General features: G+C 73.9%; 16 protein-coding genes. 7 read left to right on the plus strand and 9 right to left on the minus strand.

Features of this window, described 5'->3' with window-relative positions:
• Positions 1-37: 37 nt before the first annotated feature.
• Genes ABD126_RS11940 through macS form a run of 3 tightly spaced genes read right to left on the minus strand, consistent with a single transcriptional unit; the run spans position 38 to position 2,393 of the window.
• On the minus strand, positions 38-607 hold the full coding sequence (locus ABD126_RS11940) for a DUF1707 SHOCT-like domain-containing protein (RefSeq protein WP_343933832.1): 570 nt from the start codon (positions 605-607) through the stop codon (positions 38-40).
• Complete coding sequence (locus ABD126_RS11945; protein ID WP_343933833.1) at positions 604-1,257, minus strand: response regulator; 654 nt, start codon at positions 1,255-1,257, stop codon at positions 604-606. Before ABD126_RS11945 ends, ABD126_RS11940 begins: the two co-directional genes overlap by 4 nt.
• Positions 1,254-2,393, minus strand: coding sequence for a MacS family sensor histidine kinase (macS, locus tag ABD126_RS11950; RefSeq protein WP_343933834.1), 1,140 nt, complete (start codon positions 2,391-2,393; stop codon positions 1,254-1,256). Before macS ends, ABD126_RS11945 begins: the two co-directional genes overlap by 4 nt.
• Before the next feature lie 168 nt (positions 2,394-2,561).
• Here macS and ABD126_RS11955 point away from each other — a divergent pair, with 168 nt between their 5' ends.
• Positions 2,562-3,758, plus strand: a complete 1,197-nt coding sequence (locus ABD126_RS11955) for a GGDEF domain-containing protein (RefSeq protein ID WP_343933835.1) — start codon at positions 2,562-2,564, stop codon at positions 3,756-3,758.
• On the opposite strand, the gene ABD126_RS11960 is transcribed toward ABD126_RS11955, so the two are convergent.
• On the minus strand, positions 3,755-4,912 hold the full coding sequence (locus tag ABD126_RS11960) for an AI-2E family transporter (RefSeq protein WP_343933836.1): 1,158 nt from the start codon (positions 4,910-4,912) through the stop codon (positions 3,755-3,757). The genes ABD126_RS11955 and ABD126_RS11960 overlap by 4 nt on opposite strands.
• Before the next feature lie 321 nt (positions 4,913-5,233).
• On the opposite strand from ABD126_RS11960, the gene ABD126_RS11965 reads away from it, so the two are divergent.
• The 5 genes from ABD126_RS11965 to ABD126_RS11985 all read left to right on the plus strand — a co-directional run bounded on the left by ABD126_RS11965 (position 5,234) and on the right by ABD126_RS11985 (position 14,072).
• Positions 5,234-5,992: a hypothetical protein gene (locus ABD126_RS11965; RefSeq protein ID WP_343933837.1), complete on the plus strand. Its 759-nt coding sequence runs from the start codon at positions 5,234-5,236 to the stop codon at positions 5,990-5,992.
• Positions 5,993-6,006: 14 nt separating this feature from the next.
• Positions 6,007-6,759 carry a CHAP domain-containing protein gene (locus tag ABD126_RS11970; RefSeq protein ID WP_343933838.1) on the plus strand — a complete coding sequence of 251 codons (753 nt, stop codon included), beginning with the start codon at positions 6,007-6,009 and terminating at the stop codon, positions 6,757-6,759.
• Positions 6,760-7,201: 442 nt separating this feature from the next.
• Positions 7,202-9,376 carry a hypothetical protein gene (locus tag ABD126_RS11975; protein WP_343933839.1) on the plus strand — a complete coding sequence of 725 codons (2,175 nt, stop codon included), beginning with the start codon at positions 7,202-7,204 and terminating at the stop codon, positions 9,374-9,376.
• Positions 9,377-9,590: 214 nt separating this feature from the next.
• Positions 9,591-10,331 (plus strand): hypothetical protein, encoded by a 741-nt coding sequence (locus tag ABD126_RS11980; RefSeq protein WP_343933840.1) that lies wholly within the window; start codon positions 9,591-9,593, stop codon positions 10,329-10,331.
• A 189-nt stretch (positions 10,332-10,520) separates the two neighbouring features.
• Positions 10,521-14,072 carry a beta strand repeat-containing protein gene (locus tag ABD126_RS11985; protein WP_343933841.1) on the plus strand — a complete coding sequence of 1,184 codons (3,552 nt, stop codon included), beginning with the start codon at positions 10,521-10,523 and terminating at the stop codon, positions 14,070-14,072.
• A 63-nt stretch (positions 14,073-14,135) separates the two neighbouring features.
• On the opposite strand, the gene ABD126_RS11990 is transcribed toward ABD126_RS11985, so the two are convergent.
• The 3 genes from ABD126_RS11990 to ABD126_RS12000 all read right to left on the minus strand — a co-directional run bounded on the left by ABD126_RS11990 (position 14,136) and on the right by ABD126_RS12000 (position 16,459).
• On the minus strand, positions 14,136-14,948 hold the full coding sequence (locus ABD126_RS11990; protein WP_343933842.1) for a GGDEF domain-containing protein: 813 nt from the start codon (positions 14,946-14,948) through the stop codon (positions 14,136-14,138).
• Between the two features lie 100 nt (positions 14,949-15,048).
• Positions 15,049-15,876, minus strand: coding sequence for an exonuclease domain-containing protein (locus ABD126_RS11995; protein ID WP_343933843.1), 828 nt, complete (start codon positions 15,874-15,876; stop codon positions 15,049-15,051).
• A gap of 25 nt (positions 15,877-15,901) precedes the next feature.
• On the minus strand, positions 15,902-16,459 hold the full coding sequence (locus tag ABD126_RS12000; RefSeq protein WP_343933844.1) for a TetR/AcrR family transcriptional regulator: 558 nt from the start codon (positions 16,457-16,459) through the stop codon (positions 15,902-15,904).
• A gap of 169 nt (positions 16,460-16,628) precedes the next feature.
• Between ABD126_RS12000 and ABD126_RS12005 the strand changes: the two genes are divergently transcribed.
• Positions 16,629-19,769 carry an ATP-binding protein gene (locus tag ABD126_RS12005; RefSeq protein WP_343933845.1) on the plus strand — a complete coding sequence of 1,047 codons (3,141 nt, stop codon included), beginning with the start codon at positions 16,629-16,631 and terminating at the stop codon, positions 19,767-19,769.
• On the opposite strand, the gene ABD126_RS12010 is transcribed toward ABD126_RS12005, so the two are convergent.
• Positions 19,753-20,505 carry an ABC transporter permease gene (locus tag ABD126_RS12010; RefSeq protein WP_343933846.1) on the minus strand — a complete coding sequence of 251 codons (753 nt, stop codon included), beginning with the start codon at positions 20,503-20,505 and terminating at the stop codon, positions 19,753-19,755. The genes ABD126_RS12005 and ABD126_RS12010 overlap by 17 nt on opposite strands.
• On the minus strand, positions 20,502-21,446 hold the full coding sequence (locus tag ABD126_RS12015) for an ATP-binding cassette domain-containing protein (RefSeq protein WP_343933847.1): 945 nt from the start codon (positions 21,444-21,446) through the stop codon (positions 20,502-20,504). Before ABD126_RS12015 ends, ABD126_RS12010 begins: the two co-directional genes overlap by 4 nt.
• Between the last annotated feature and the right edge of the window lie 39 nt (positions 21,447-21,485).

The following is a 21,485-nucleotide window of genomic DNA, read 5'->3' on the forward strand; positions in this document are numbered from 1 at the left end:
TCCTGGCCGGCCCCGCCGGGTCCCGCACGACGGGGCGTCAGACGCCGCGCAGCCAGTTCTTCTTGCGCTTGACCTCCACCGAGCCCGCCGTCACGTGGCCGCGCAGGACGAAGTGCGGCCGGCCGCCGGTGCCGCCCACCTTGTCCTTGAGCGACGACGCCGCCAGGTCCACCCCTTCGGTGCTCACCGTCGCGTCGTCGGGCAGCACCAGCTTCACCGACCCGGCCAGCACGTCCAGCTCGACCTCGACCACCGGGCTCAGGATCGACGCCTCCCGGAAGTCCAGCTCCGTCGAGCCCATCCGGTTGCGCACGACGACGGTCTTCGGCACCGTCCACTGGCCCTTGCGGCGCACCGACGACATGGTGGACTTCAGCTCCAGCGGCTCGACCGACGCCACCACGCGGGTCTGGTCGGCGTGCACGACGCCGCTGAGGTCGAGCAGCACCCCGTTGAGCTGCTCCCGGGTCTTCGCGGCCAGCGCCGTGTCGGTGCGCTCGGTGAACTCGTCCAGGGTGATCAGGCCGCGCCCGATCGCCTTCTGCAGGACGCCGACGACGTGCTCGCGCTCGGCGTCGGACACCCGCCACTGCCTCGGATCGGTCATGTCCCCTCCGGTTCGACGTCCAGGCCGTGCTCGATGGCGTACCGGGCCAGCTCGACCCGGTTGTGCAGTTGGAGCTTGCGCAGCGTCGACTGCACGTGGTTCTCCACGGTGCGGTGCGAGATGACCAGGCGGGTCGCGATCTGCCGGGCGGTCAGCCCCTTCGCGACCAGCCGCAGCACCTCCGTCTCGCGGTCGGTCAGCTGCGGCTTGTCCTCGTCCGGCGTGGCGGCCATGCGCCGGTACTCGCCGAGCACCAGGCCCGCCAGGCCCGCGGTGAACACGGCGTCGCCGGCGGCGGTGCGGTTGACCGCCTCCACCAGCTCCTCGGCCGACGCGGACTTCACCAGGTAGCCCGACGCGCCCGCCTTCACCGCCTCCAGGACGTCGTCGTGCTCGCCGCTGGCCGACAGCACCAGGACCCGCGTCCCGGTCAGCGACCCGGTGATCATCGTGGTGGCCTCGACCCCGGTCGACTCGCCCAGGTTGAGGTCCATCAGCACCACGTCCGGCCGCACGGCGCGGGCGATGCGCACCGCGGACGCCGCGTCACCGGCCGTGGCGACCACGTCGAACCCGCGCTCGGCGAGGTCGCGCGCGACCCCGTCCCGCCAGATCGGGTGGTCGTCGACCACCATCACGGACACGCTCATCGGTAGACCCGCACCTCCCACTCAGTGCCCTCCCCCGGGCCGGTCTGCAGCTCCAGCGTCCCACGCAGCGCCTCGACCCGGCCCCGGATGGACTTCGCCACGCCCATCCGCCCCTCCGCCTCGGCCGACGCCAGCCTCCCCTCGGGGATGCCGGGACCGTCGTCGCGCACGCTGAGCACCACCTCGTCGCCCAGGTCCTCCAGCAGCACCCACGCCTTCGCGCCGGGCGCGTGCTTGTCCACGTTGGACAGCGCCTCGCGGACCACCGCGGTCAGCTCGGCCGCCGTCGCGGCCGGCAGCATCACCTGGGTGGCCGGAGTGGACACCTGCACCCGCGGCGTGGCCAGCAGTTGCAGCCCCGGCCGCAGGTCCGCGTCGCCATCCACAGTGGACTCGGTGGGCGCGGCGGCCACCAGGGACCGCAGCGCGATCTCCTGCTCGCCCGCCAGCTCGGCCAGTTCCGCCGCCTCGCCGCCCAACTCCAGGCCGCGCTTGCGCACCCGGGCCAGCACCTGGAGGACACCGTCGTGGATGGACCGTGCGAGACGCTCGCGTTCCGCCGTGGCCGCCTCGGTGCGCAACGCCTGCTCCAGCCGCACGGCCGACTTGCGCGCCGTCGTGGACGCCATGCCCACGACCAGGCCCGCGCCGGACAGCAGCACGACGTCCCGCACGAGGTCCACGCTCAGCACGCCCCGGCTCAGGTACGTGAACAGCCCGACCACCAGGCCCGACAGCGCGCCCGCGACCGACCCGCCCAGCGCGCCCGCCGCGACCGGCGGCGCGGACGCCCAGATGGTGGTGATCAGCGGGACGTTCGACAGGAACTGGTAGTCGGTCATGATCAGCGGGGACAGCGACATCAGCGCGCACGCCAGGCCCAGGTCGACCGACACCAGCCACGGCCGGCGGCCGGCCTCCCGGCTGTAGGCGAAGCTGGTGACCACCGTCCACGCGGCCATGGCGCCGATCGCGGCCCACGCGAGCCACGGCCGTTCGTAGCCCCTGTGGTGCACCGCGGCGTTGCCCAGCGCGAACAGGAACGTCACGATCCGTAGTGCGACGGTTCCCCGCCAGAGGTGCGCGACCGGGTCTCCGGTCACCGATGGACCCGTCCGGCCCGGCTCTGTGTGCACGGTGTGCTCCCTTCACCGCTGATTTTGCCGTGTCGGAGTGGCGCAGCTAACCCCCAGGTGGCCGTCTGTTCCGCGACCGGCGGGTGTGGAAGGCTTGCCCGCATTACTGGGTGTGACTCTCGGGGGACACCGCGCGATTCGACTCCTGGCGCGAGGGGTGGGGTGGACGTGCGCGACTGGCCACTGTGGACGCTGCGGCGCTCCGCCCTGGCCTACTGGCTGGCCGTCGACGTGCTCGCGCTCGTGGTGGTCGTGTACGTCATCGCCGCCTCGCCCACGCCCGACGCGGAGGCCGTCGCCCGGTTCGGCGCGATCGCCGGCACCGCGGGCGCGGTGATCATCGGCAGCTCGATCCACAGCCACCGGATGGGCGAGTCGGAGCGCAACCCGTGGGCCGCGCACCTGACCTACCTGACCGCCGGCCTGATCGCGCTGCCGTGCAACCTGCTGGTCCTGCTGCTGTTCGGACCCGCACTGCACGGCGTGCTGGCGCAACGCCCCGAGTCGCACCGCTGGGTGTTCACGCTGTCCGCGACCGCCATCTCGGTGTTCGCCACCCGGGCGCTGCTGGGGTGGATGAGTCCGAACCGCGAGCTGCTGGTCATGGTGCTCGGCGCGGCCGTCCTGCTGATCCTGCGGGCCGGGATCATCGCGCTCGGGTTGAAGCTGCGCAGCCCGCAGGCGCCCGCCGAGGAGGTCGTCGGCGAACCGATCGACGCCGTCCTGGGGATCGTCGCGGTGAGCATCGGCGGTCTGATGGGGTTCGTCGCGACGGCGACCCCCGTGCACGCGCTGATGGCGGCGGCCCCGATGGCGCTGCTGGAACGCGCCGCCCAGCTGCCGCAGTGGCGGCGGTCGGCGCAGCGGGACGCCAAGACCGGCCTGGCCAACGCCGTGCACTGGGACGGCCGCGCCCGCTACGAGCTGGCCAAGGCCCGCGCCCGCAACCGGCCGATGGCCGTGATGCTGCTCGACCTGGACCACTTCAAGAAGGTCAACGACGAGGTCGGCCACCTGGCCGGGGACGCGGCGCTGTCCGCCATCGCCCTGCTGCTGTCCGGGACGGTCCGGCGCGGTGACCTGGTCGGACGCTTCGGCGGCGAGGAGTTCGTGGTGCTGCTGCCGGACGCCGAGCCGGCCATCGCCCGGTCCGTGGCGCAGCGGGTGCGGCTGGCCGTGGCGGGCCTGGCGGTGACGACGGTCGGCACGGACGGCCGCGAGCACCTGCTCACCGGGCTGACCGTGAGCATCGGCGTGGCGACCACCCAGCGCTACGGCTACGAGCTGCCGGACCTGCTGGTGGCCGCCGACGCCGCGCTGCTCGCCGCGAAGGGGTACGGCCGGAACCTGGTGGAGATGGCCTAGGGCTTGCCGTCGAGGTCCTCGACGCGTTCACCGCCGGTGTCGATCGGGCCGGTCTCCTGCGGCTCGTGGACGTCCACCTGCTCGGGCTCGACGGCCTTGTCCGACTCCGACAGCAACGACCGGATGCCCGAGTTGAGCACCGCGAGCAGCGGCACGGACAGCAACGCGCCGGCGATGCCGCCGACGACCAGGCCCGCGGTGATCGCGAGGACCACGGCCAGCGGGTGCAACTTCACCGCGCGGCCCAGCAGCAGCGGCTGGAGGACGTGCGACTCCAGCTGCATCACGCCGATCAGGACGGCCAGCACGATCAGCGCCGCGACCCACCCGTTGGCGACCAGCGCCACCAGGACGGCCACCGCGCCGGTGATCACCGCGCCGACGATCGGGATGAACGCGCCCAGGAAGACCAGCGCGGACAGCGGCACCACCAGCGGGACGCCCACGATCCACAGGCCGATGCCGACGCCGAGCGCGTCCACCACGGCCACCAGCGCCGTCGCGCGCACGTATGAGACGAGGGAGGCGAACCCGCGCCGTCCCGCCACGTCGGCGCGGTCCCGGACGTCGTTCGGGACGGCCCGGATCAGGAACCGCCAGATGCCGTCGCCGTCGTGCAGGAAGAAGATCAGCGTGAACAGGGCGAGGATCAGACCGGTGAGCAGCTCGCCGACGGTCGCGGCGGTGGTCAGCGCGCCGGAGGTGATCTCGGCCTGGTTCTCCTTGACCGTCTGCACGACCCGGTCCAGGTACTGCTGGAGCTGGGCGTCGGTCAGGTGCGCCGGCCCGTCCCGCAGCCACTCGCGGATCGTGTCGAGGGACGCGCCGACCTGCTTCTGCAGGTCCGGCAGGCCCTTGGAGAACTCGGTGATGACGAAGGTGAGCACCCCGCCGACCACGGCGATGCCGCCGACCAGCACCAGCCCGGTGGCGACGCCCTTGGGCACGCCGATCCGCGTCAACTGCGCCACCGCCGGCGACAGCAGCGCCGCGAGCAGCAGCGCCACCCCGGCCGGGATGACGATGGTCGTCAGGTACCCGACGACCACGCCGATGACGTACAGCGCGGCGACGACCGCCACGAACCGCCAACTCAGCGCGGCGCTGACCCGCAGCAGGCGCGGCACCCTGGTTTCCGAATCGCTCCCCTTCACACGATCACCGTAGCCCGCGCACGGGCCGCGCGAGTCTGAACACGCGGCCAACTCCCACCCCGGGTGCCCGGACGTCCGGGACAGTCCCGGCCGGTCGGGGCGCTTGTCGGACACCCGCTCGGACGGATTGCGTCCGGTGTCGAGCGATCCCGACGAGGAAGGGCCGTGCCGATGCCACGCCGACAAGTACCCCCGCCGCCCACCCGGGCCACGTCCCGCAAGCCGGCCCCGGCGGTCGCGCCCTCGTCCTCGTCGGGTGAGTCGGCGCGTGAGCCGTCGGATGGGTCGTCGGGTGAGTCGTCGGGTCAGAAGCCCGGGCGGATGGAGCCGAAGACGTTGCTGGTGTTCGCCGCGTTCGCGCTGGCGGTCGTGGCGGCGTTCCTGCTGGGCCACCAGCAGGGCGGGGAGTCGGCGGTCGCGGAGCCTCCGGTGGCGGAGGCCCCCGTGGGCCAGGTGCCGGTGGAGGAGCCGGAGGCCGCGCCGGAGGAGGAGTCCGGCACGCCCGCGCCGGAGGAGCCCGCGCCTAGCGAGGAGTCGCCGGCCGACCAGTCGCCTACCGAGGAGTCGCCGGCCGACCAGTCGCCGGCTGAGGAGTCGTCGGCCGGGGAGTCGGCCGGCGAGTCGGTTGGCGAGTCGGCCGGTGAGCCTGCCGGGGAGTCGTCGTCGGAGGAGCCCGCCGCGCCGGCCGCGCAGGAGCCGGCGGGCCGCGCCCTCCCGGTGGCGGACGCGCCGGCCGAGACGCCCGCGCCCGTGCAGCCGCCCGCCACGGCGGTGTCCGCGTCCGTGGAGCCCGCCACCCGCCCCACCGAGGCGGAGCCCACCGAGCCCGAGTTCGTCGAGCCCTACCAGCCGTACCAGCCCTACGTCCCCGAGCCGTCCGACCGGCTCCTGCACACCATGCCCGCCGAGCCGATCGTCCCCGAGCGCGAGCACGCGCAGCCCGACGACTTCCAGCTCAACGACTTCCGCGAGCTGCGCACCGTCGAGCCCTACAGCCACCACACCACGCCCGAGCCGTACGCCGTGCACGTCGGCCCGGACGGTGGCGGCCCCTACCTGATCGTTCCCGCACATTGCTGATGGAGGAGATCCCGTTGCGATTGACCCTGCTCAAGACCACCACCGCGCGCCTCGTCGTCGGCCTCGCCGCAGCCGCCGGCATCGCCGTGGTGGGACTGTCCGCGCAGGCCGCCCCGGTCGAGATGGACCTGGTCGCCGCCTCGACCAAGCCCGCGGACGACGACTCCCGCAAGAAGATCGTGGACATCGCGCAGAAGGAGTTGAACAACCCGAAGCGCAACCACGAATCCGGTGGTGACAACTGCAACGCCTACAGCCCCGGCGGCAAGTGCCAGGCGTGGTGCGCGGACTTCACCAAGTGGGTCTGGGACAAGGCTGGCATGAAGACCGAGGGCGCGACGTCCATGGCCAACAGCTTCCGCAGCTACGGCGTGAAGTACGGGACGTGGAAGAACGGCGCGGGTGTCAAGAACGTCAAGCCCGGTGACGCCGTCACCTACCGGCTCAACGACGGCACCACCAAGAACGACCACGTCGGCATCGTCACGAAGGTCGACAAGAAGACCGGCCGCATCACGGTGATCTCCGGCAACAGCGGCGCGGGCACGAACAAGGTCTCGAAGATCACCATCGACCCGAAGAAGTCGCAGGTCACCGGTTACGCGTCGCCGGTCGAGAAGAAGACGAAGAAGAAGGACGACACCAAGAAGAAGGACACGAGGAAGTCCAAGGACGACAAGCCCGGCATGGTCGACGGCAGCCAGCCGTCCTCGGTGACCATCGTCAACGGCGACCAGCTCCAGCACACCTACGGCCTCATCGGCTGACCCCACCTGCCCGCACTCGCTCAAGCAGGACCCCAGGGAGCCCCGCCACCCGGGATGGCGGGGCTCCCGCCCGAACAAGACAGCCCCCACACGCCCCGCACCCCGCCGGACTCGCCCACTCGCCCCCCTGCCGCGCCCGCCCCCGCGCCGCCCCGCGCCCCGCCCGCGCCCCGCACCCCGCGCCGCCCCGCGCCGCCCCGCGCCGCCCCGCGCCGCGCCGCCCCGCGCCCCCCGCGCGCCCGCCTGCCCGCCCGCGCCCCCCTCCCGCGCCCGCCGGCTGCCGCCCCTCCAACCCCAGCCGACCGGAAGCTTCCACCGGTCACCCCACCCCCGGAACCAGCCGCCCACCCCGCACTGTCGTACCCGCATGGGACGATGGAACCGGGGGCCGGAGGCCACAAAGCCTGGCCAACAGCACCGTCGGGATGATCGGATCGGTGCCGTGACCGACGAGGAGTCCCTGCGTGCCGCCTTCGCCGTCGGCCGTCGCGTCCGGTTCGACGCCAAGAAGCCCAAGGTCGACCGCACCGTCCGCGGCGAACTCCTCTCGTCCCTCCTCGTCGAACCCCTCCCCGGCTCCGCCCTCCGCCTGGTCGGCGCGCACGTCACCGGGCCGTTCGCGCTCGAAGGCCTGACCGTCACCCAGATCGTCGACTTCGTCGACTGCACCTTCGACCACACCCCCGACCTCCGCATGGCCCGCCTCACCAGCCTGCGCATGCGCGGCTGCAAGGTCCCCGGCCTCTGGGCGCGCAACCTCCGGGTCGGCAGCGACCTCGTCCTCGAAGCGGGCTTCACCAGCGACGGCGTCGTGGACCTGACCGACGCCACGGTCGACGGCACGTTCCGCCTCGCCGGCGCGGTGCTCAAGGCCAAGGGGGACCACGCCCTGCTCGCCGCCCGCATCCGGCTCTCCGGCTCGCTCCAGGCCATCGCCCTGCGCGCCGGCGGCGAGGTGCGGATGCGGGGGGCCAACATCGGCGGGTCGGTGCACCTCGGGGGCGCGCGGCTGCTCAACCCCGGCCAGAACGCCCTCGACGGCTCCGGCATCACCATCGCGGGCAACCTGTTCTGCGACGCCGAGGGCGGGCGGTTCACCGCCGACGGGCGCATCCTGCTCGACGGGGCCCGGGTCGGCGGCAACGTCGTCTTCTCCGGCGCGCGCCTCAAGGCCGGCGTGGTGGACCGGCCCGTCCTGGTGATCCCGCGCGGCACCGCCGACGAGTCCGCCGCGCTGGTCGCCGACCGCATCCACGTCGAGGGCAACGTCGAACTCGACGACGGCTTCACCTCCAGCGGCACGGTGCGGCTGCCCAACGCCGAGGTCGGCGGGTACCTGCGGCTGTCCGGCGCGGCGATCGGGCAGCAGGACGTGGTGGAGGAACTCTCGGCGCGCGAGGTGGTGGACCGGGTCCCCGTCGCGCTGCACGCCGACGGCATCCAGGTGCGCGGCGACCTCGAAGCGCGCGGCGCGGTCAACGGCGGGTTCCGCGGCGGCGGCTCGCGCGAGTCCGCCCTGCGCGCCTACGGCCAGGTCCGCCTGGTCGACGCGCACGTCCGCGGCAGCGCGAGCCTGTCCGGCGTCCAGCTGCACGGCCCGGGCATCGACGTCCTGTTCGCCGACCGGCTGACCGTCGGCGGCACGCTGTTCCTGCGCGACCTGCACGCCAAGGGCTCGCTGCGGCTGCAGAACGCCGCGATCGGCTCCACCCTGGACTGCTCGGGCGCGACGCTGGTCCAGCCGCGCCGCCGCCCCGACGGCGCCGGGGTCAAGCCCTCGCTCGACGCGCGGGTCGCCACCATCGGCAAGGACCTCCTGTGCAGCCACGGGTTCACCGCGACCGGCGGCGTCCGCATCCGGCTGGCCGAGGTCGGCAAGATGGCCACCTTCACCGGGGCCCGGCTGGGCGGTCCGGGCAGCGACATCGCCCTCAACGCCTACGGGCTCACCGTCAGCCAGCTCGTGCTGCGGATGGCCGAGGACGTGATCCCGGTCGGCCGCGTGGTGCTGCGCCGGGTCAGCGCGACCGCCGTGCAGGACGGGCCCGGCCTGTGGGCGGCGACCGGCGGCGTGGACGTCGAGGACTTCACGTTCAGCGCGATCTCCTCGACCCCGCCGGTGGACGTGCACACCCGGCTGCGCTGGCTGCGCGAGGTGCAGCCGGACTTCGCGCCCGGACCCTACGAGCAGCTCGCGGCGGTGTACCGGGACGGCGGCGAGGAGGAGCTGGCGCAGCACGTGCAGCTGGAGAAGCAGCACCGCCGCTACTCCGAGCTGGGCCACGCGGGCCGGGTGTGGGGGTTCCTCCAGCGCTGGACCGTGGGCTACGGGTACCGGCCGTGGCTGGCGATCGCGTGGCTGGCGGCGTTCTGGCTGCTGGGCGCGCTGTGGTTCCTCGGGCACGAGATGCCCAAGCTCAACGACGACGAGTCGCCGTCCTGGAACCCGTGGCTGCTCGCGGTGGACCTGCTGATCCCGATCGTGGACCTGGGACAGGACGGCAAGTGGAAGTTCTCCGGCGCTTCCCAGTGGATCTCCAGCGCGTTGATCGCCGTCGGCTGGATCCTCGCCTCGACGGCGGCGGCCGGCGCGGCCCGCGTCCTCAAGCGCGTCTGACCAGTGTTGGCTACGCACAGTCAGATCTGACAACACGGAGTGTCGATCACACGATCCGGCGAACCAGGCCGCGAACGCGTGCGCTCCGGCCCGGCGGGCTGGCACGCTCGACGGCGTCGGCTTGATCACCTTCGATCTCTCGCGCCGACGATTCCCCAGCGTTCAGGTGGAGGTACCAGCGGTGTCGTCGGCCGACCAGCGATCGGGTGTGGGGGTGAGCCGCGTTCGGCGGCTGCTCTCCCGTGCCCTGCTGGTCGCCGGCGGCGCGCTGGCTGGCACTGCCGCCGTCTGGGCGCTGTCCGCGTCCACGGCGTCCGCGCAGGGCGCCGACGCGGTCACCTCCGTCACCGAAGCGGTGGCGGTCAGCCCCGTCGGCGAGGCCGTCGCACCGGTCCGCGAGACCGTGCGCGACCTCGACGAGAAGGTCCGGGCCGAGCGCCCGCACCCGCAGGTGCCCGACCTCGGCCGCGTCGCGGAGGACATCCGCGGCACCTTCGGCCACACCGTGGCCAGGTTCGAGCCGAACCTGGCCGAGTCGGTCATCGCCTCGTCCCTCTCGGGGCGCGCGGTGAACCGGCACGCCGAGCCCGCCACCGAAGCCACCGCCGTGCCGGTCTCCACCGGCACCCCGGTGGTGCGGAGCCCGTTCGGCAAGCTCAGCGAGAGCTGGGCGTCCTCGCCGGCGCCGTCGTTCGACGCGTCGACCGCCGAGGACCGCACCGCACCGCTCTCCGACCCGGCCGGCCCCACGCGCACGCCGTTCGCACCGCCTTCAGGGGTGCCGGTGCACTGCTCGTGCGGTGGTGACGGCTCGGGTACCGCCGGCGGCGGCAACGGCCCGTTCACGGGCGTGACCGCCGACGGCCTGGACGCCGCCGTGCTCCGGGCGCTGCTGCCCGGCACCGAGCGGGTCTCCGTGCTGCCCGGCAAGCAGCCCGGCACCACCCCCGACTGATCCCAGCGCGCGGTCCGCGGGCGGCTCTGACGCCGTCCCGGTGATCGACCGACGCGCGTCCGTCGCGCCTGAAACCGGTCGACCAGCCGCGCCCCACCCCCCGATCCGGGTGGTCGTCGCTCCCCCGACGCGGTGCACGCGCCGACCACCCTTCACCTCCCATCACGGGACACAGAAGAAGGAGAACCCATGCAAACCTGGGCCAAGCGCGGTTTCCAGACCGCACTTGTCACGGGTGGTTTGCTGATGCTCGGCACGGGCATCGCTTCAGCCCAGGAGAACGTCAACCCCGACGCCCCGCCGTCGCCGCTGGACGCCCGCGTCCGCGTGCCGATCGACGTCGAGGAGAACAACCTGGGCACCCCGGTCGGCAACCGGGACCTGCCGGAGATCCACCGCGAGATCGGCACGGAGAACGTTCCGCAGCCGACCGGCATCACCAAGAACCCCCTGGTCCGCGAGACGCAGTCCCGCGTCCGCCAGGTCGACACCACGCAGGTGACCCGCGGCAACGCCATCGACGGCGACGTCGTCGCCCCGATCCACGCCTGCGGCAACGCGGTCGGCGCCGGCGGCGACGCCCACGCCGACGGCGAGTGCGCGCAGTACACGCCCAGCACCGGCAAGACCCGCACCGACGGCTCCCGCGGTTCGCTCGCGGGCAACGTCGCCGCGATCCACAACGCCAGCCCGATCGGGGCCAGCGGCAACGCCGCCGCCATCGGCGCCAACGCCTACTCCGAGTCCTACGCCCGCCAGGACGCCGCCGCCGGTGGCGACATCAGCACCGGCGGTTCGGACGGCTCGCTGTCCGGCAACATCCTCGGCGTCCAGCAGGCCACCCCGTTCCGCGTGAGCAACAACGCGGTCGCGGGCGGCGGCATCGCCAACAGCGCCTCGCACGCCGACACCGAGGCCGAGGCCGGCGGCTCGCTGGCCACCAACGGCGACCGCAGCACCCTGGGCGGCAACACCGCGGGCGTCCCGCTCGCCCCGATCACGTCGGTCGAGGGCAACGCGCTCGGCGCGGCCGGCAACGCCGACTCCACCGCCGACCACCGCACCACCGCGGTCGCCGGCGACACCGGCCCGACCCGCAGCAACCACGAGCCGTGGCTGTCCACCAGCGGCGAGAACGCCACCGTGGCCGGCAACGCGCTCCAGCCGCAGCTCGCCGGCCCCGCCACGCTCGACAACAACGCCCTGGCCGGCGTCGGCAACGCCGACACCGAGACCCGGTCGGACAACAACGCCCAGGCGGGCGGCTGGGCCCGGACCAGCGGCCAGGACTCGACCCTGTCGGGCAACTTCGGCGACGCGCCCGTCGCGCTGCCGGTGGGCAGCGCGGGCAACTCGGGCTCGCTGCTGGGCAACACCTCCTCCACCCACGCGGCCGACACCGACGTCAACGCGGGCGGCTCGACCTACACCCGCGGCGACCGCTCGGTGATGTCGGCGAACTCGACCAACGCGGCCCCGGCCGGCGCGATCGACGCGTGCGGCAACGGCCTGTCCGGTGGCGGCATCGCGGCCTCGCAGTGCGAGAACGAGGTCGACGTCACCTCGGGCGGCTACAACGGCACCACCGGCAACAACGCGGTCCTGTCCGGCAACATCGGCCAGGCGCCGCTCGCCGTGCCCGCCGAGGGCTTCGGCAACGCCGGCGGCGTCGGCGGCCTGGCCACCGGCAACGCCGTGGAGGACAAGAAGATCCGGGCCGGCGGGTCGCCCAACGCCCGGGACGACAACGGCACCGTCTCCAGCAACGTCGTCACCACGCCCACCGCCCTGGGCGGCCAGGGCTTCGGCAACGCCGGCGCGCTGGTCGGCAACCCGACCTCGAAGACCGAGAGCGACACCGCGCTCGTCGCCGGCGGTCCGGCGATGGCCACCGGCCGGCACGGCTCGATGTCCGGCAACATCGTCGAGGTCCCGACCTCGAACCCGGCGCAGGTGCCCGGCAACACCTTCGTGGCCGTCGGCAACGGCGCGTCCGACCTGAGCAACGAGCTGCACTCGCGCTCCGGCGGCGACGCCAGCTCCGAGGGCGACCACGGCGCGTTCACCGGCAACGTCGTCTCGGTCCCGCAGGCGTCCTCGCCGCAGGTGTTCGGTTCGACCCTGGGCGCGGGCAGCAACGCCAAGAGCGCGGTCGAGAACGAGTTCACCTCGTTCTCCGGCGGCGACATCGCCACCTCGGGCAACCAGGGCTCGGTGTCCGGCAACGGCATCACCGCCCAGCCCGCCCTGGCGCTGCAGACCTTCGCCGACTCGGTGTCCGCCGCCGGCAACAGCCGCTCGGACGTGTCCGACCAGTCCGCGGTGGTCGCCGGTGGCGACCAGGAGACCGAGGCCTGGAACAGCTCGCTGTCGGGCAACCTGGTCAACCTGCCGGCCAACGCCAAGCCCGGCGTGTTCGGCGACGCGGCGACCGCGGGCGGCCTGGCCGACGCCAACGCCGACTCGCTGAGCCTCACCCAGGCCGGCGGCGACACCGAGACCAAGGGCTCGGGCGCGCTCACCTCGCACGACGTGTCGGTGCCCGCCGAGACGCGGCCCGCCGTGTTCGACGTGCCCGCCGACGTGCTCGGCGACGCCCGGACCGACCTCGCCGAGGCCTCGGCCGAGCGGACCGGCGACGAGCCGGAGGGCCAGGGCGGCCCGCGCAAGACCGTGCCGCGGGGCATCAACCTGCCCGCCGGCGTGGACAACCTGATGAAGCCGACCGAGCTGCCCAGCCTGTCCAGCCTGGACAAGCTGTCCGGCCTGGGCGCGATGGACCTGTCCGACCTGCGCGACTTCGACCTGTCGGTGCTGCGCGGCCTGGAGCTGTCGAAGGTCCGCGAGCTGGGCGCCCCCCAGGTGCGCGGCATGGACCTGACCCGCGCCAGCGACCTGTCGCTGACCCGCAAGGCGCTGCCGAAGCTGCCCGCCGCGTCCGACCTGGTCGACCTGGACGACATGCCGGTCAACCAGATCCCGAACCCGAAGCTGGTCCTGGAGCTGCTGACCGGCCAGGCGGGCGGGCTGCCCAAGGTCGACGTGACCAAGGTGGCGCCGTCCGAGCTGCCGACGAAGCTGCCGTCGAACGCGCCGGCCACCAGCGTGGCGGACAAGAAGCTGCCCACGCCGGCGCTGCCGGGCAAGCTGCCCACCGGTGGCCTGACCGACGCGCGGGTTCCCGGCGTGTCGAAGGTCCCCGGCCTGGACAAGGTCACCGGCCTCACCCGGTCGCCCGAGCTGGGCAGGCTGAACGAGCTGCGCCGCTTCCAGGAGCTGCGCCGCGTGCCCGAGGCGATCGTCAACGCCTCCGACCGCAACGCCGCCCTGAACAACGGTGACAAGGACGAGCGGTCCTTCGGCGGCACCCTGCCGCTGTTGGGCGGCAACCTGGGCGTGACCCCGGTGGTGCAGGGCCTGCCGCTGCTGCCCGGCCCGCAGAAGGCCGCGCCGCGCAGCCTGCCCAGCGTGGCCTCCCCGCTGCCGCTGCCGTTCGTGGTGCCGGTGCCGGGTGTGGCCCAGCCGCGCACCGCGGCCCCGGCCCTGCCGGGCGTCCCGGCCGCGCCGGTGCCGCCGCTGTCCGGCGCGTCGCTGTCCGGCCTGAACGTCAACCCGCTGAACGGCAAGGTCGAGGGCCCGCGCGAGCGCACCTCCGCCCCGGCCCTGGCCGGTCTGGACGCGCTGAGCATGCTCGACGTGCTGGGCGCGATGGACGTGACGCAGGTCCTGCCGAAGCTCTGACCCGCACCACCCACCCCGCGTGAACGGGACCCCTGGCACACCCGGTGCCAGGGGTCCTTGCTTTCAGTGGCGCAACCGCTCTTCGACGTGGGCGATCACCGAGTGCAGGGGCGTGTCGCCGTCGCTGGTCACCCAGCACACCCGGACGCCCGGCTGGATCCGCGTGCCGCCCAGCCGCACCGCCCGCCCGGCCAGTTCCCGGGCCCGCGCCGCCACCGCCTCGCCGTTGCCGTTGGGGTGCTCGGCCACGACGGCGAACTCGTCCCCGCCGTACCGGGCCACGGTGTAGTCCTCGCGCAGACCCTCGCGCAGCCGGCCGCCGATCACCGCGAGCAGCTCGTCGCCGCGCTGGAACCCGTGGGTCCGGTTCACCTCGGCGAGCTGGTGCACGTCGACCAGGGCCAGCGTGGCGAGCGTGCCGTGCGTGCGGGCCCGGGTCAGCGCCTGGTCGAGGCGGTCGAGCAGCAGTGCCCGGCCGGGCAGCCCGGTGAGCGCGTCGAGCAGGTTCGCGCTGTGCGGCACGTCCTGCTGCACCGGTCGCAGCAGCACCAGCACCTGGCCGCGCTCGGACAGCGGGTGGATGTCGGCCCACACCCGCGTGTGCGGCAGGACCACCGGGATGGTCAGGGCCGCCCCGGTGCGCAGCACCTGCGCGGCGAGTTCGGCGCACGTGGGCAGCCGCGCCCCGGACTCGTCCCACGCCGCGGGCAGCCGGTAGCCGGGCAGGGTGGTCGGCGGCACGTCCAGCAGGGCGGCGGCCAGGCGGTTGCCGGCGAGGACGGTGCCGCGGTCGTCCTGGAGCAGCACGCCGACGGGCAGTTCGGCGACCAGTTCGTCCCACACCCGACGGGGGGTCGTTGACTGCACGGTACGCATAGGACTCGTGCCCTTCGCCGGACCAGGCCTGTCCGTCAGAAGCATCCCCGCAGGTCGAGGGCTTTTCAATAGGCCTGATGACACCCGGTCCGGTGATCTTTTATTCCATCACCCCGCCGATCAGCAGCCCGGCGAACTCCTCCTCGGACACCACGGGCACCTCGTAGGCACGCGCCCGCCGCGCCTTCGTGGACAGGGTGAACGGGTCCGCCGCCACGACGAGCCGCGTCGACCGGGTGACGTGGCCGCGGCTGACCAGGCCGGCCGCCTGGGCACGCGAGATCCACACGTCCCGCGGGTCGGTGGTCTGCCCGGTGAACACGACGACGTCGCCCACGCGCAGTTCGACGTGCTGCTTCGCGCGGGTGACGGTCGCGTTGCCGCGCCGCACCTCGACCGCGTCGCCGGGCAGCCGCGGCCACAGGACCCGAGGCGCCTCGGGGACGCCCCGCCGCAGGTAGTGGGCGAACAGGCGGGCCGTGGCGCGGGCGTCGTGCAGGGCGGAGTGGGCGTCCTCGACCACGATCCCGGCCGCCGCGCAGCAGTCCCGCAGCGACCGGCCCGCGCCCGGCGGCGCGAGGCGCATCGTGCACAGGCCGTCCGGGTCGAGGTCCACGCCGAGCCGGGCGAACTCGGCGGCCAGGAAGCGGGCGTCGAACGCGAGGTTGTGCGCGACCAGCACGCGGCCCGCGAGCCGGTCGGTCAACGCGCCCGCGACCTGCGCGAACGTCGGCGCGGCCCACACGTCGGCCGCGCTGATCCGGTGCACGTGCCGCGGCCCGAGGTCGCGGCCGGGGTTGAGCAGGGTGCACCACTCGCCGGTCGGCTCGCCCCGCGCGTCCAGCTGCACGACCGCCACCTCGACCACGCGGTCCGCCCGGCGGGCGGCGAACCCGGTCGTCTCCACGTCGACCACGGCGTACCCCATGATCGGCCCACCCTACCGATCATGATCACGCGCACAGCGCGCGGAGCGCGAGCACCACCACCGTGTCGGAGAACGTGCCCGTCAACGGCCCGGTGCGCAGCAGCCACCGCTGGTAGACCGGGGCGAGCAGCAGCTCGGCCGCCGCCGGCACGTCCACGTCGCCGCGCACCTCGCCGGCCCGCTGGGCCATCGCCAGCCGTTCCTCCAGCCGCATCCGGCGCGGCATGAGCAGCAGCGCCACCAGGTCGGTCCGCGCCTCGTGCACCAGCAGCCGGCACACCTGGTCGAACCGCCGCTCCTCCAGCTGCCGCACCGCCTCCCGCAGCTCCCGGCGCAGGTCGAGGTCGAGCGCGCCCCAGGCGGGCGGCTCGTCCTCGCCCGGCCCGAACTCGACCAGCGCGTCGAACAGCAGCGGCCCCTTGGACGGCCACCAGCGGTAGATGGTCTGCTTGCCGACCCCGGCGCGGGCGGCGACCGCCTCGACGGTCAACCGCGCGTACCCGACCGCCTCGACCAGGTCGAGCGCGGCGGCCAGCACGGCCCGCCGGGACCGCTCGCTGCGCCGCGCCGCGTCGGGTGGCATCCCTTGATCGTAAACGCGCCGACCCACGACGTTCACACTTTCGTGAGCCACCAACCCGAAGTGCTCACACACCGCAATGGAAGGCCGCGCCACCCCGTCGAGCTGTCCGGGCGCCGGCGATCGGCCATTCCCCCGTGTCCACCCGACCGGTCACGGCAGAATCGAGCGGGTGCAGATCGGGGTGCTGGGACCGTTCGAGGTCCGCGCGGACGACGGCGTGCCGGCGAACGTGCCGGGCGCCCGGTTGCGCGCGCTGGTGACCGCCCTCGCGCTCGAACCCGGTCGGGTCGTCCCGAAGGCGACGCTGGTCGACTGGGTGTGGGGCGAGCAGCCGCCGGCCGACGCGGCGAACGCCCTGCAGCGCCTGGCCTCCCGGTTGCGCCGGGTGCTGCCCGGCGGGGTGGTCGACGGGCAGGCGGGCGGCTACCGGCTGGCGGTCGAACCCGACGCCGTGGACGCCGTGCGGTTCGAACGCCTGGTCGGCCGGGCGCGCGGCGGTGACGAGGCCGTGCGGGCGCGGCTGTTGCGCGAGGCCCTGGGCCTGTGGCGGGGCACGGCCATGCAGGACGTCGGCCTCCAGGACAGCGAGGCGTTCGACGCGGCGGTCACCCGGCTCGACGGGCTGCGGCTGACCGCGCTGGAGGACCTGTTCGAGGCGGAACTGGGCCTCGGGCGCGGCCCGGAGCTGGTCGCGGAGCTGACCGAACTCGTGGCGGCCCACCCGGTGCGGGAACGGCTCGTCGCCGCGCTGATGCGCGCCCTCGGCGCGGCCGGGCGCAGCACCGAGGCGCTGATGGTCTACCAGCGGGCGCGGGAAGCCCTCGCCGACGCGCTGGGCGTCGACCCGTCGCCGGAGCTGTCCGCGCTGCACGTCGCCCTGCTGCGCGGCGAGCTGGGGCGCAAGGAGGAGACCCGGAAGAGCAACCTGCGCGCCGAGCTGACCACGTTCGTCGGCAAGGAGCACGACGTCGCCGCGGTCCGCGACCTGGTCACCGGGCACCGGCTCACCACCCTGATCGGGCCGGGCGGCTCGGGCAAGACCCGCCTGGCCACCGAGACCGCGCGCACCCTGCTGGACGACCTGCCCGACGGGGTCTGGCTGGTCGAGCTGGCCCCGGTCGGCGCGGGCGGCGACGTGGCGCAGGCGACGTTCGCCGTGCTCGGGCTGCGCGAATCGCTGCTGGGCGGCGCGGCGGACGCCGAACCCGCCGAACGGGTCGTCGCCGCGCTGCGCGACCGGGAGGCGCTGCTGGTCCTGGACAACTGCGAGCACGTGATCGACGAGGCGGCGAAGTTCGCCCACCGGCTGCTCGGCGAGTGCCGGCGGCTGCGCGTCCTCGCGACCAGCCGGGAACCCCTCGGCATCACCGGCGAGGCGTTGTGGCCGGTCGAACCGCTGGCGCTGCCCGCGCCGGACGCCGACCCGCGTGCGGTCGAGGCGTCCCCGGCGGTCCGGCTGCTGCGCGACCGGGCCGCCGCCGTGCGCAGCGACCTCGTGGTCGACGCCGCGGCGCTGGCCACCATGGCCCGGGTCTGCCAGGCGCTGGACGGGATGCCGCTGGCCATCGAACTGGCCGCCGCCCGGCTGCGCACGATGTCGCTGGAGCAGTTGGCCCACCGGCTGGACGACCGGTTCCGCCTGCTCACCGGCGGCAGCCGCACCGCGCTGCCCCGGCACCGGACGCTGCGCGCCGTGATCGACTGGAGCTGGGAGCTGCTCAACCCCGCCGAACGGGTCGTGCTGCGCCGGCTCGCGGTGTTCTCCGGCGGCGCGAGCCTGGAGGCGGCCGAACGGGTCTGCGCGGCCGACGGCGTCGAGTCGTGGCAGGTGCTCGAACTGCTCACCGCGCTGACCGAGAAGTCCCTGGTGGTCACCGAGGGGGACGCGGCCCCGCGCTACCGCACGCTGAGCACGATCAAGGAGTACGCCGCGCAGCGGCTGGCGGAGGCGGGCGAGTCCGAGCAGGCGCGGCACGCGCACCTCGCCCACTTCACCGACCTGGTCGAGGCCGCGCAGCCGCACCTCCTGCGCTCCGGGCAGCTGGAGTGGCTGGCCGCGCTGGAGGTCGAGCACGACAACATCGTCGCCGCGATGCGCGGCGCCCTCGCGGCGGGCGAGGCGCAGCCCGCGATGCGGCTCGCCGCGGCGGCCGGCTGGTTCTGGTGGCTGGGCGGGCACAAGGTCGAGGGCGGCGAGCTGATCATGGCGGCGGCCCGCATGCCCGGCGAGGTGACCGACGAGGCCCGGGCCGTGGTCTACACGTTCGTCACGACGTTCCTGACCGCCGGGCGGGGCAGCGACGAGTACCAGGCCCGCGAGTGGATCCACAAGGCGGCCGACATCAGCCGGCGCGTGCCCGGCCTGCACCCGGTGGTGCGGCTGATCGTCGCCCTCGAACGCATCCTGGAGGACCCGAGCGCCTACCCGGCCGCCTACGAACCGCTGCTGGACGACCCGGAACCCTTCGTCCGCGCGTTGGCCCGGTTGCAGCTGGGCAAGATGCGGATCATGCACGGCCACGGCGGGCGGGACGCGGACGCCTGCCTGGAGGCGGCCCTCGCCGAGTTCCGCGCGATCGGCGAGCGGTGGGGGACGTCGTTCGCGCTGACCGAGCTGGCGAACCGGATCGCGATGCGCGGCGAGTTCGCCCGCGCGTGCGCCCACCTGGACGACGCGGTCGCGGTGATCAGCGACGTCGGGGCCGCCGAGGACGTCCTGCGGATCCGGTCGCGGCAGGTGGAGCTGCACTGGCTGGCCGGCGACGAACGGGCGAGCGCCGCCACGCTGACCGAGGCGGAGCGGCTCGCGGAACGGGTCGCCTGGCCGGAGGCGCTGACCGACCTGGCCCTGGCGAAGGCCTCGCTGGCCCGCTGGCGCGGCGACGTCGAGCAGGCCCGCCGGCAGCTCGACCGCGCCACCACCCTGATGGGCGAGCAGGCCGAGCAGGCGGGCATCCGCGCCGCGACCCACGACGCCCTCGGCTACCTCGCCGAAGACCTCGCCGGGTCGCGCGAGCAGCGCGTCGCGGCGTTCCGCGCGGCGGCCGAGTCGGGGCTCCCGCTCGCCGTCGCCCACGTGCTGATCGGGATCGCGGACCTGGCGCTGCGCCGCGACCGGCCCGAGCAGGCCGCGCGGCTGCTGGGGGCCAGCGCCGGCGTGATCGGCCTGCCGGACCGCTCCCAGCCGGACTTCACCCGCATCGAGCGGGAAGCGCGTGGTCGCCTCGGTGACGCGCGGTTCACCGAGGCGACCGGGGAGGGGGAGCGGGCGGACTGGCGGGAACTCGCCGAGCTCACGCTCGCTTGGTGAACGTCGACCGCGCCCACACGTACCCGACCAGGGAGATGCCGACGCACCAGGCGATCGCGGCGTAGGTGTCGCCGGCCGACGGGACCCCGGTGAAGAACCCGCGCAGGCTCTCGATGATCGGCGTGAACGGCTGGTGCTCGGCGAACTCCCGAACACCCGGACCCATCTGCCCGGCGGGCACGATCGCGCTGCTGAAGAACGGAAGCATGATCAGCGGCACGGTCACGAACCCCGCCGACTCCGGCGTCTTCGCGGCCAGGCCCATCGCGACGGTCAGCCACGCCAGCGCGAAGGCCGTCAGCACCAGGACGCCGATCGCGGCGAGCCAGTGCCCGAAGGTCGCGGACGGGCCGAACCCCATGAGGAAGGCGACCCCGACGACCGCCGCCAGCGCCACCACCGTGCGCACCACGGTGGACACGACGTGCCCGGTCAGCACCGCGCCCCGGGAGACGTCCATGGCGCGGAACCGGTTGATGATCCCCTTGGTCATGTCGGCGTTCACGCCCAACGCGGTGGCGCTCAACCCGTAGCTGACGGCCATCAGCAGCATGCCCGGCGTCGCGTAGTCGATGTACTCGCCGTCGACGTTGAACGAGTCGCCGAACACGTACACGAACATCAGCATCAGCACGATCGGCAGCAGGATCGCGTTGAACACCGTGACGGGGTTGCGGACAGAGTGCTTGAAGTTGCGGCGGAGCATGATCGCCGAGTCGGTGAACGCGGTGCTCATGGTGCGGTGACCTCCGTGCCGGCGTGTCCGGTGAGGGCGAGGAAGACGTCGTCGAGGTCCGGCGTGTGCACGGAGAACTCCTCGACCTCGATCGAGTGCTCGTCAAGGCGGTTGAGCAGTGCCCGCAACGACCGCACGCCACCGTCGCCGGGGACGCGCAGGGCCAGGGCCTCGTCGTCCGGCGTGGACCCGGTGACGACCCGGGCCGCCGCGCCCAGCGCGACGACGTCGGCGAACCGGAGCCGGACGTGGCTGCCGGGGACCTTGCGCTTGAGCTCGGCGGCGGTGCCCTCGGCGACCAGGCGGCCCTGGTCGAGCACGGCGATCCGGTCGGCGAGCTGGTCGGCCTCCTCCAGGTACTGGGTGGTGAGGAAGATCGTCATGCCGTCGGCCACCAGCTCGCGGACGATGTCCCACATCGTGCGGCGGCTGCGCGGGTCCAGGCCGGTCGTCGGCTCGTCCAGGAAGATGATCCGCGGCTTGCCGACGAGGGTCATCGCGAGGTCGAGCTTGCGGCGCATGCCGCCGGAGTAGGTGGCGGCCTGCTTCGTCGCGGCCTCCACCAGGTCGAACCGTTCGAGCAGGCCGGCGACGACCTGCTTGCCCTCGCGACCGCCCAGGTGGTGCAGGTCGGCCATGAGCCGCAGGTTCTCCTCGCCGGTGAGCAGGTCGTCCACCGAGGCGAACTGCCCGGTCACGCCGATGGCCGACCGGACGGCCCGGGTCTCGGTGGCGATGTCGTGCCCGGCGACCCGGACCGTCCCGCCGTCGGCCTTCGCCAACGTGGTCAGCACGTTGACCGTGGTCGTCTTGCCGGCCCCGTTCGGGCCCAGCAGGGAGAACACCGAGCCCGCCCGGACATCGAGGTCGATGCCGGCGAGCACGGTCTTGTCCCCGTACGTCTTGCGCAGCCCGTGGGCCACGATCGCGGATTCCGTCATGGGCACACTGTCAGCGGCGGAACTGACACGCCCCTGTTC

Source organism: Saccharothrix mutabilis subsp. mutabilis, assembly GCF_039521145.1.
Classification (GTDB): Bacteria; Actinomycetota; Actinomycetes; order Mycobacteriales; family Pseudonocardiaceae; genus Actinosynnema; species Actinosynnema mutabilis.

Coding starts and splice junctions, on each gene's coding strand:
- ABD126_RS11985 (WP_343933841.1), top strand. CDS start 10,521: ATGCAAACCTGGGCCAAGCGCGGTTTCCAGACCGCACTTGTCACGGGT.
- ABD126_RS11990 (WP_343933842.1), bottom strand. CDS start 14,948: ATGCGTACCGTGCAGTCAACGACCCCCCGTCGGGTGTGGGACGAACTG.
- ABD126_RS12000 (WP_343933844.1), bottom strand. CDS start 16,459: ATGCCACCCGACGCGGCGCGGCGCAGCGAGCGGTCCCGGCGGGCCGTG.
- ABD126_RS11945 (WP_343933833.1), bottom strand. CDS start 1,257: ATGAGCGTGTCCGTGATGGTGGTCGACGACCACCCGATCTGGCGGGAC.
- ABD126_RS11995 (WP_343933843.1), bottom strand. CDS start 15,876: ATGGGGTACGCCGTGGTCGACGTGGAGACGACCGGGTTCGCCGCCCGC.
- ABD126_RS11965 (WP_343933837.1), top strand. CDS start 5,234: ATGGAGCCGAAGACGTTGCTGGTGTTCGCCGCGTTCGCGCTGGCGGTC.
- ABD126_RS12015 (WP_343933847.1), bottom strand. CDS start 21,446: ATGACGGAATCCGCGATCGTGGCCCACGGGCTGCGCAAGACGTACGGG.
- ABD126_RS12010 (WP_343933846.1), bottom strand. CDS start 20,505: ATGAGCACCGCGTTCACCGACTCGGCGATCATGCTCCGCCGCAACTTC.
- ABD126_RS11940 (WP_343933832.1), bottom strand. CDS start 607: ATGACCGATCCGAGGCAGTGGCGGGTGTCCGACGCCGAGCGCGAGCAC.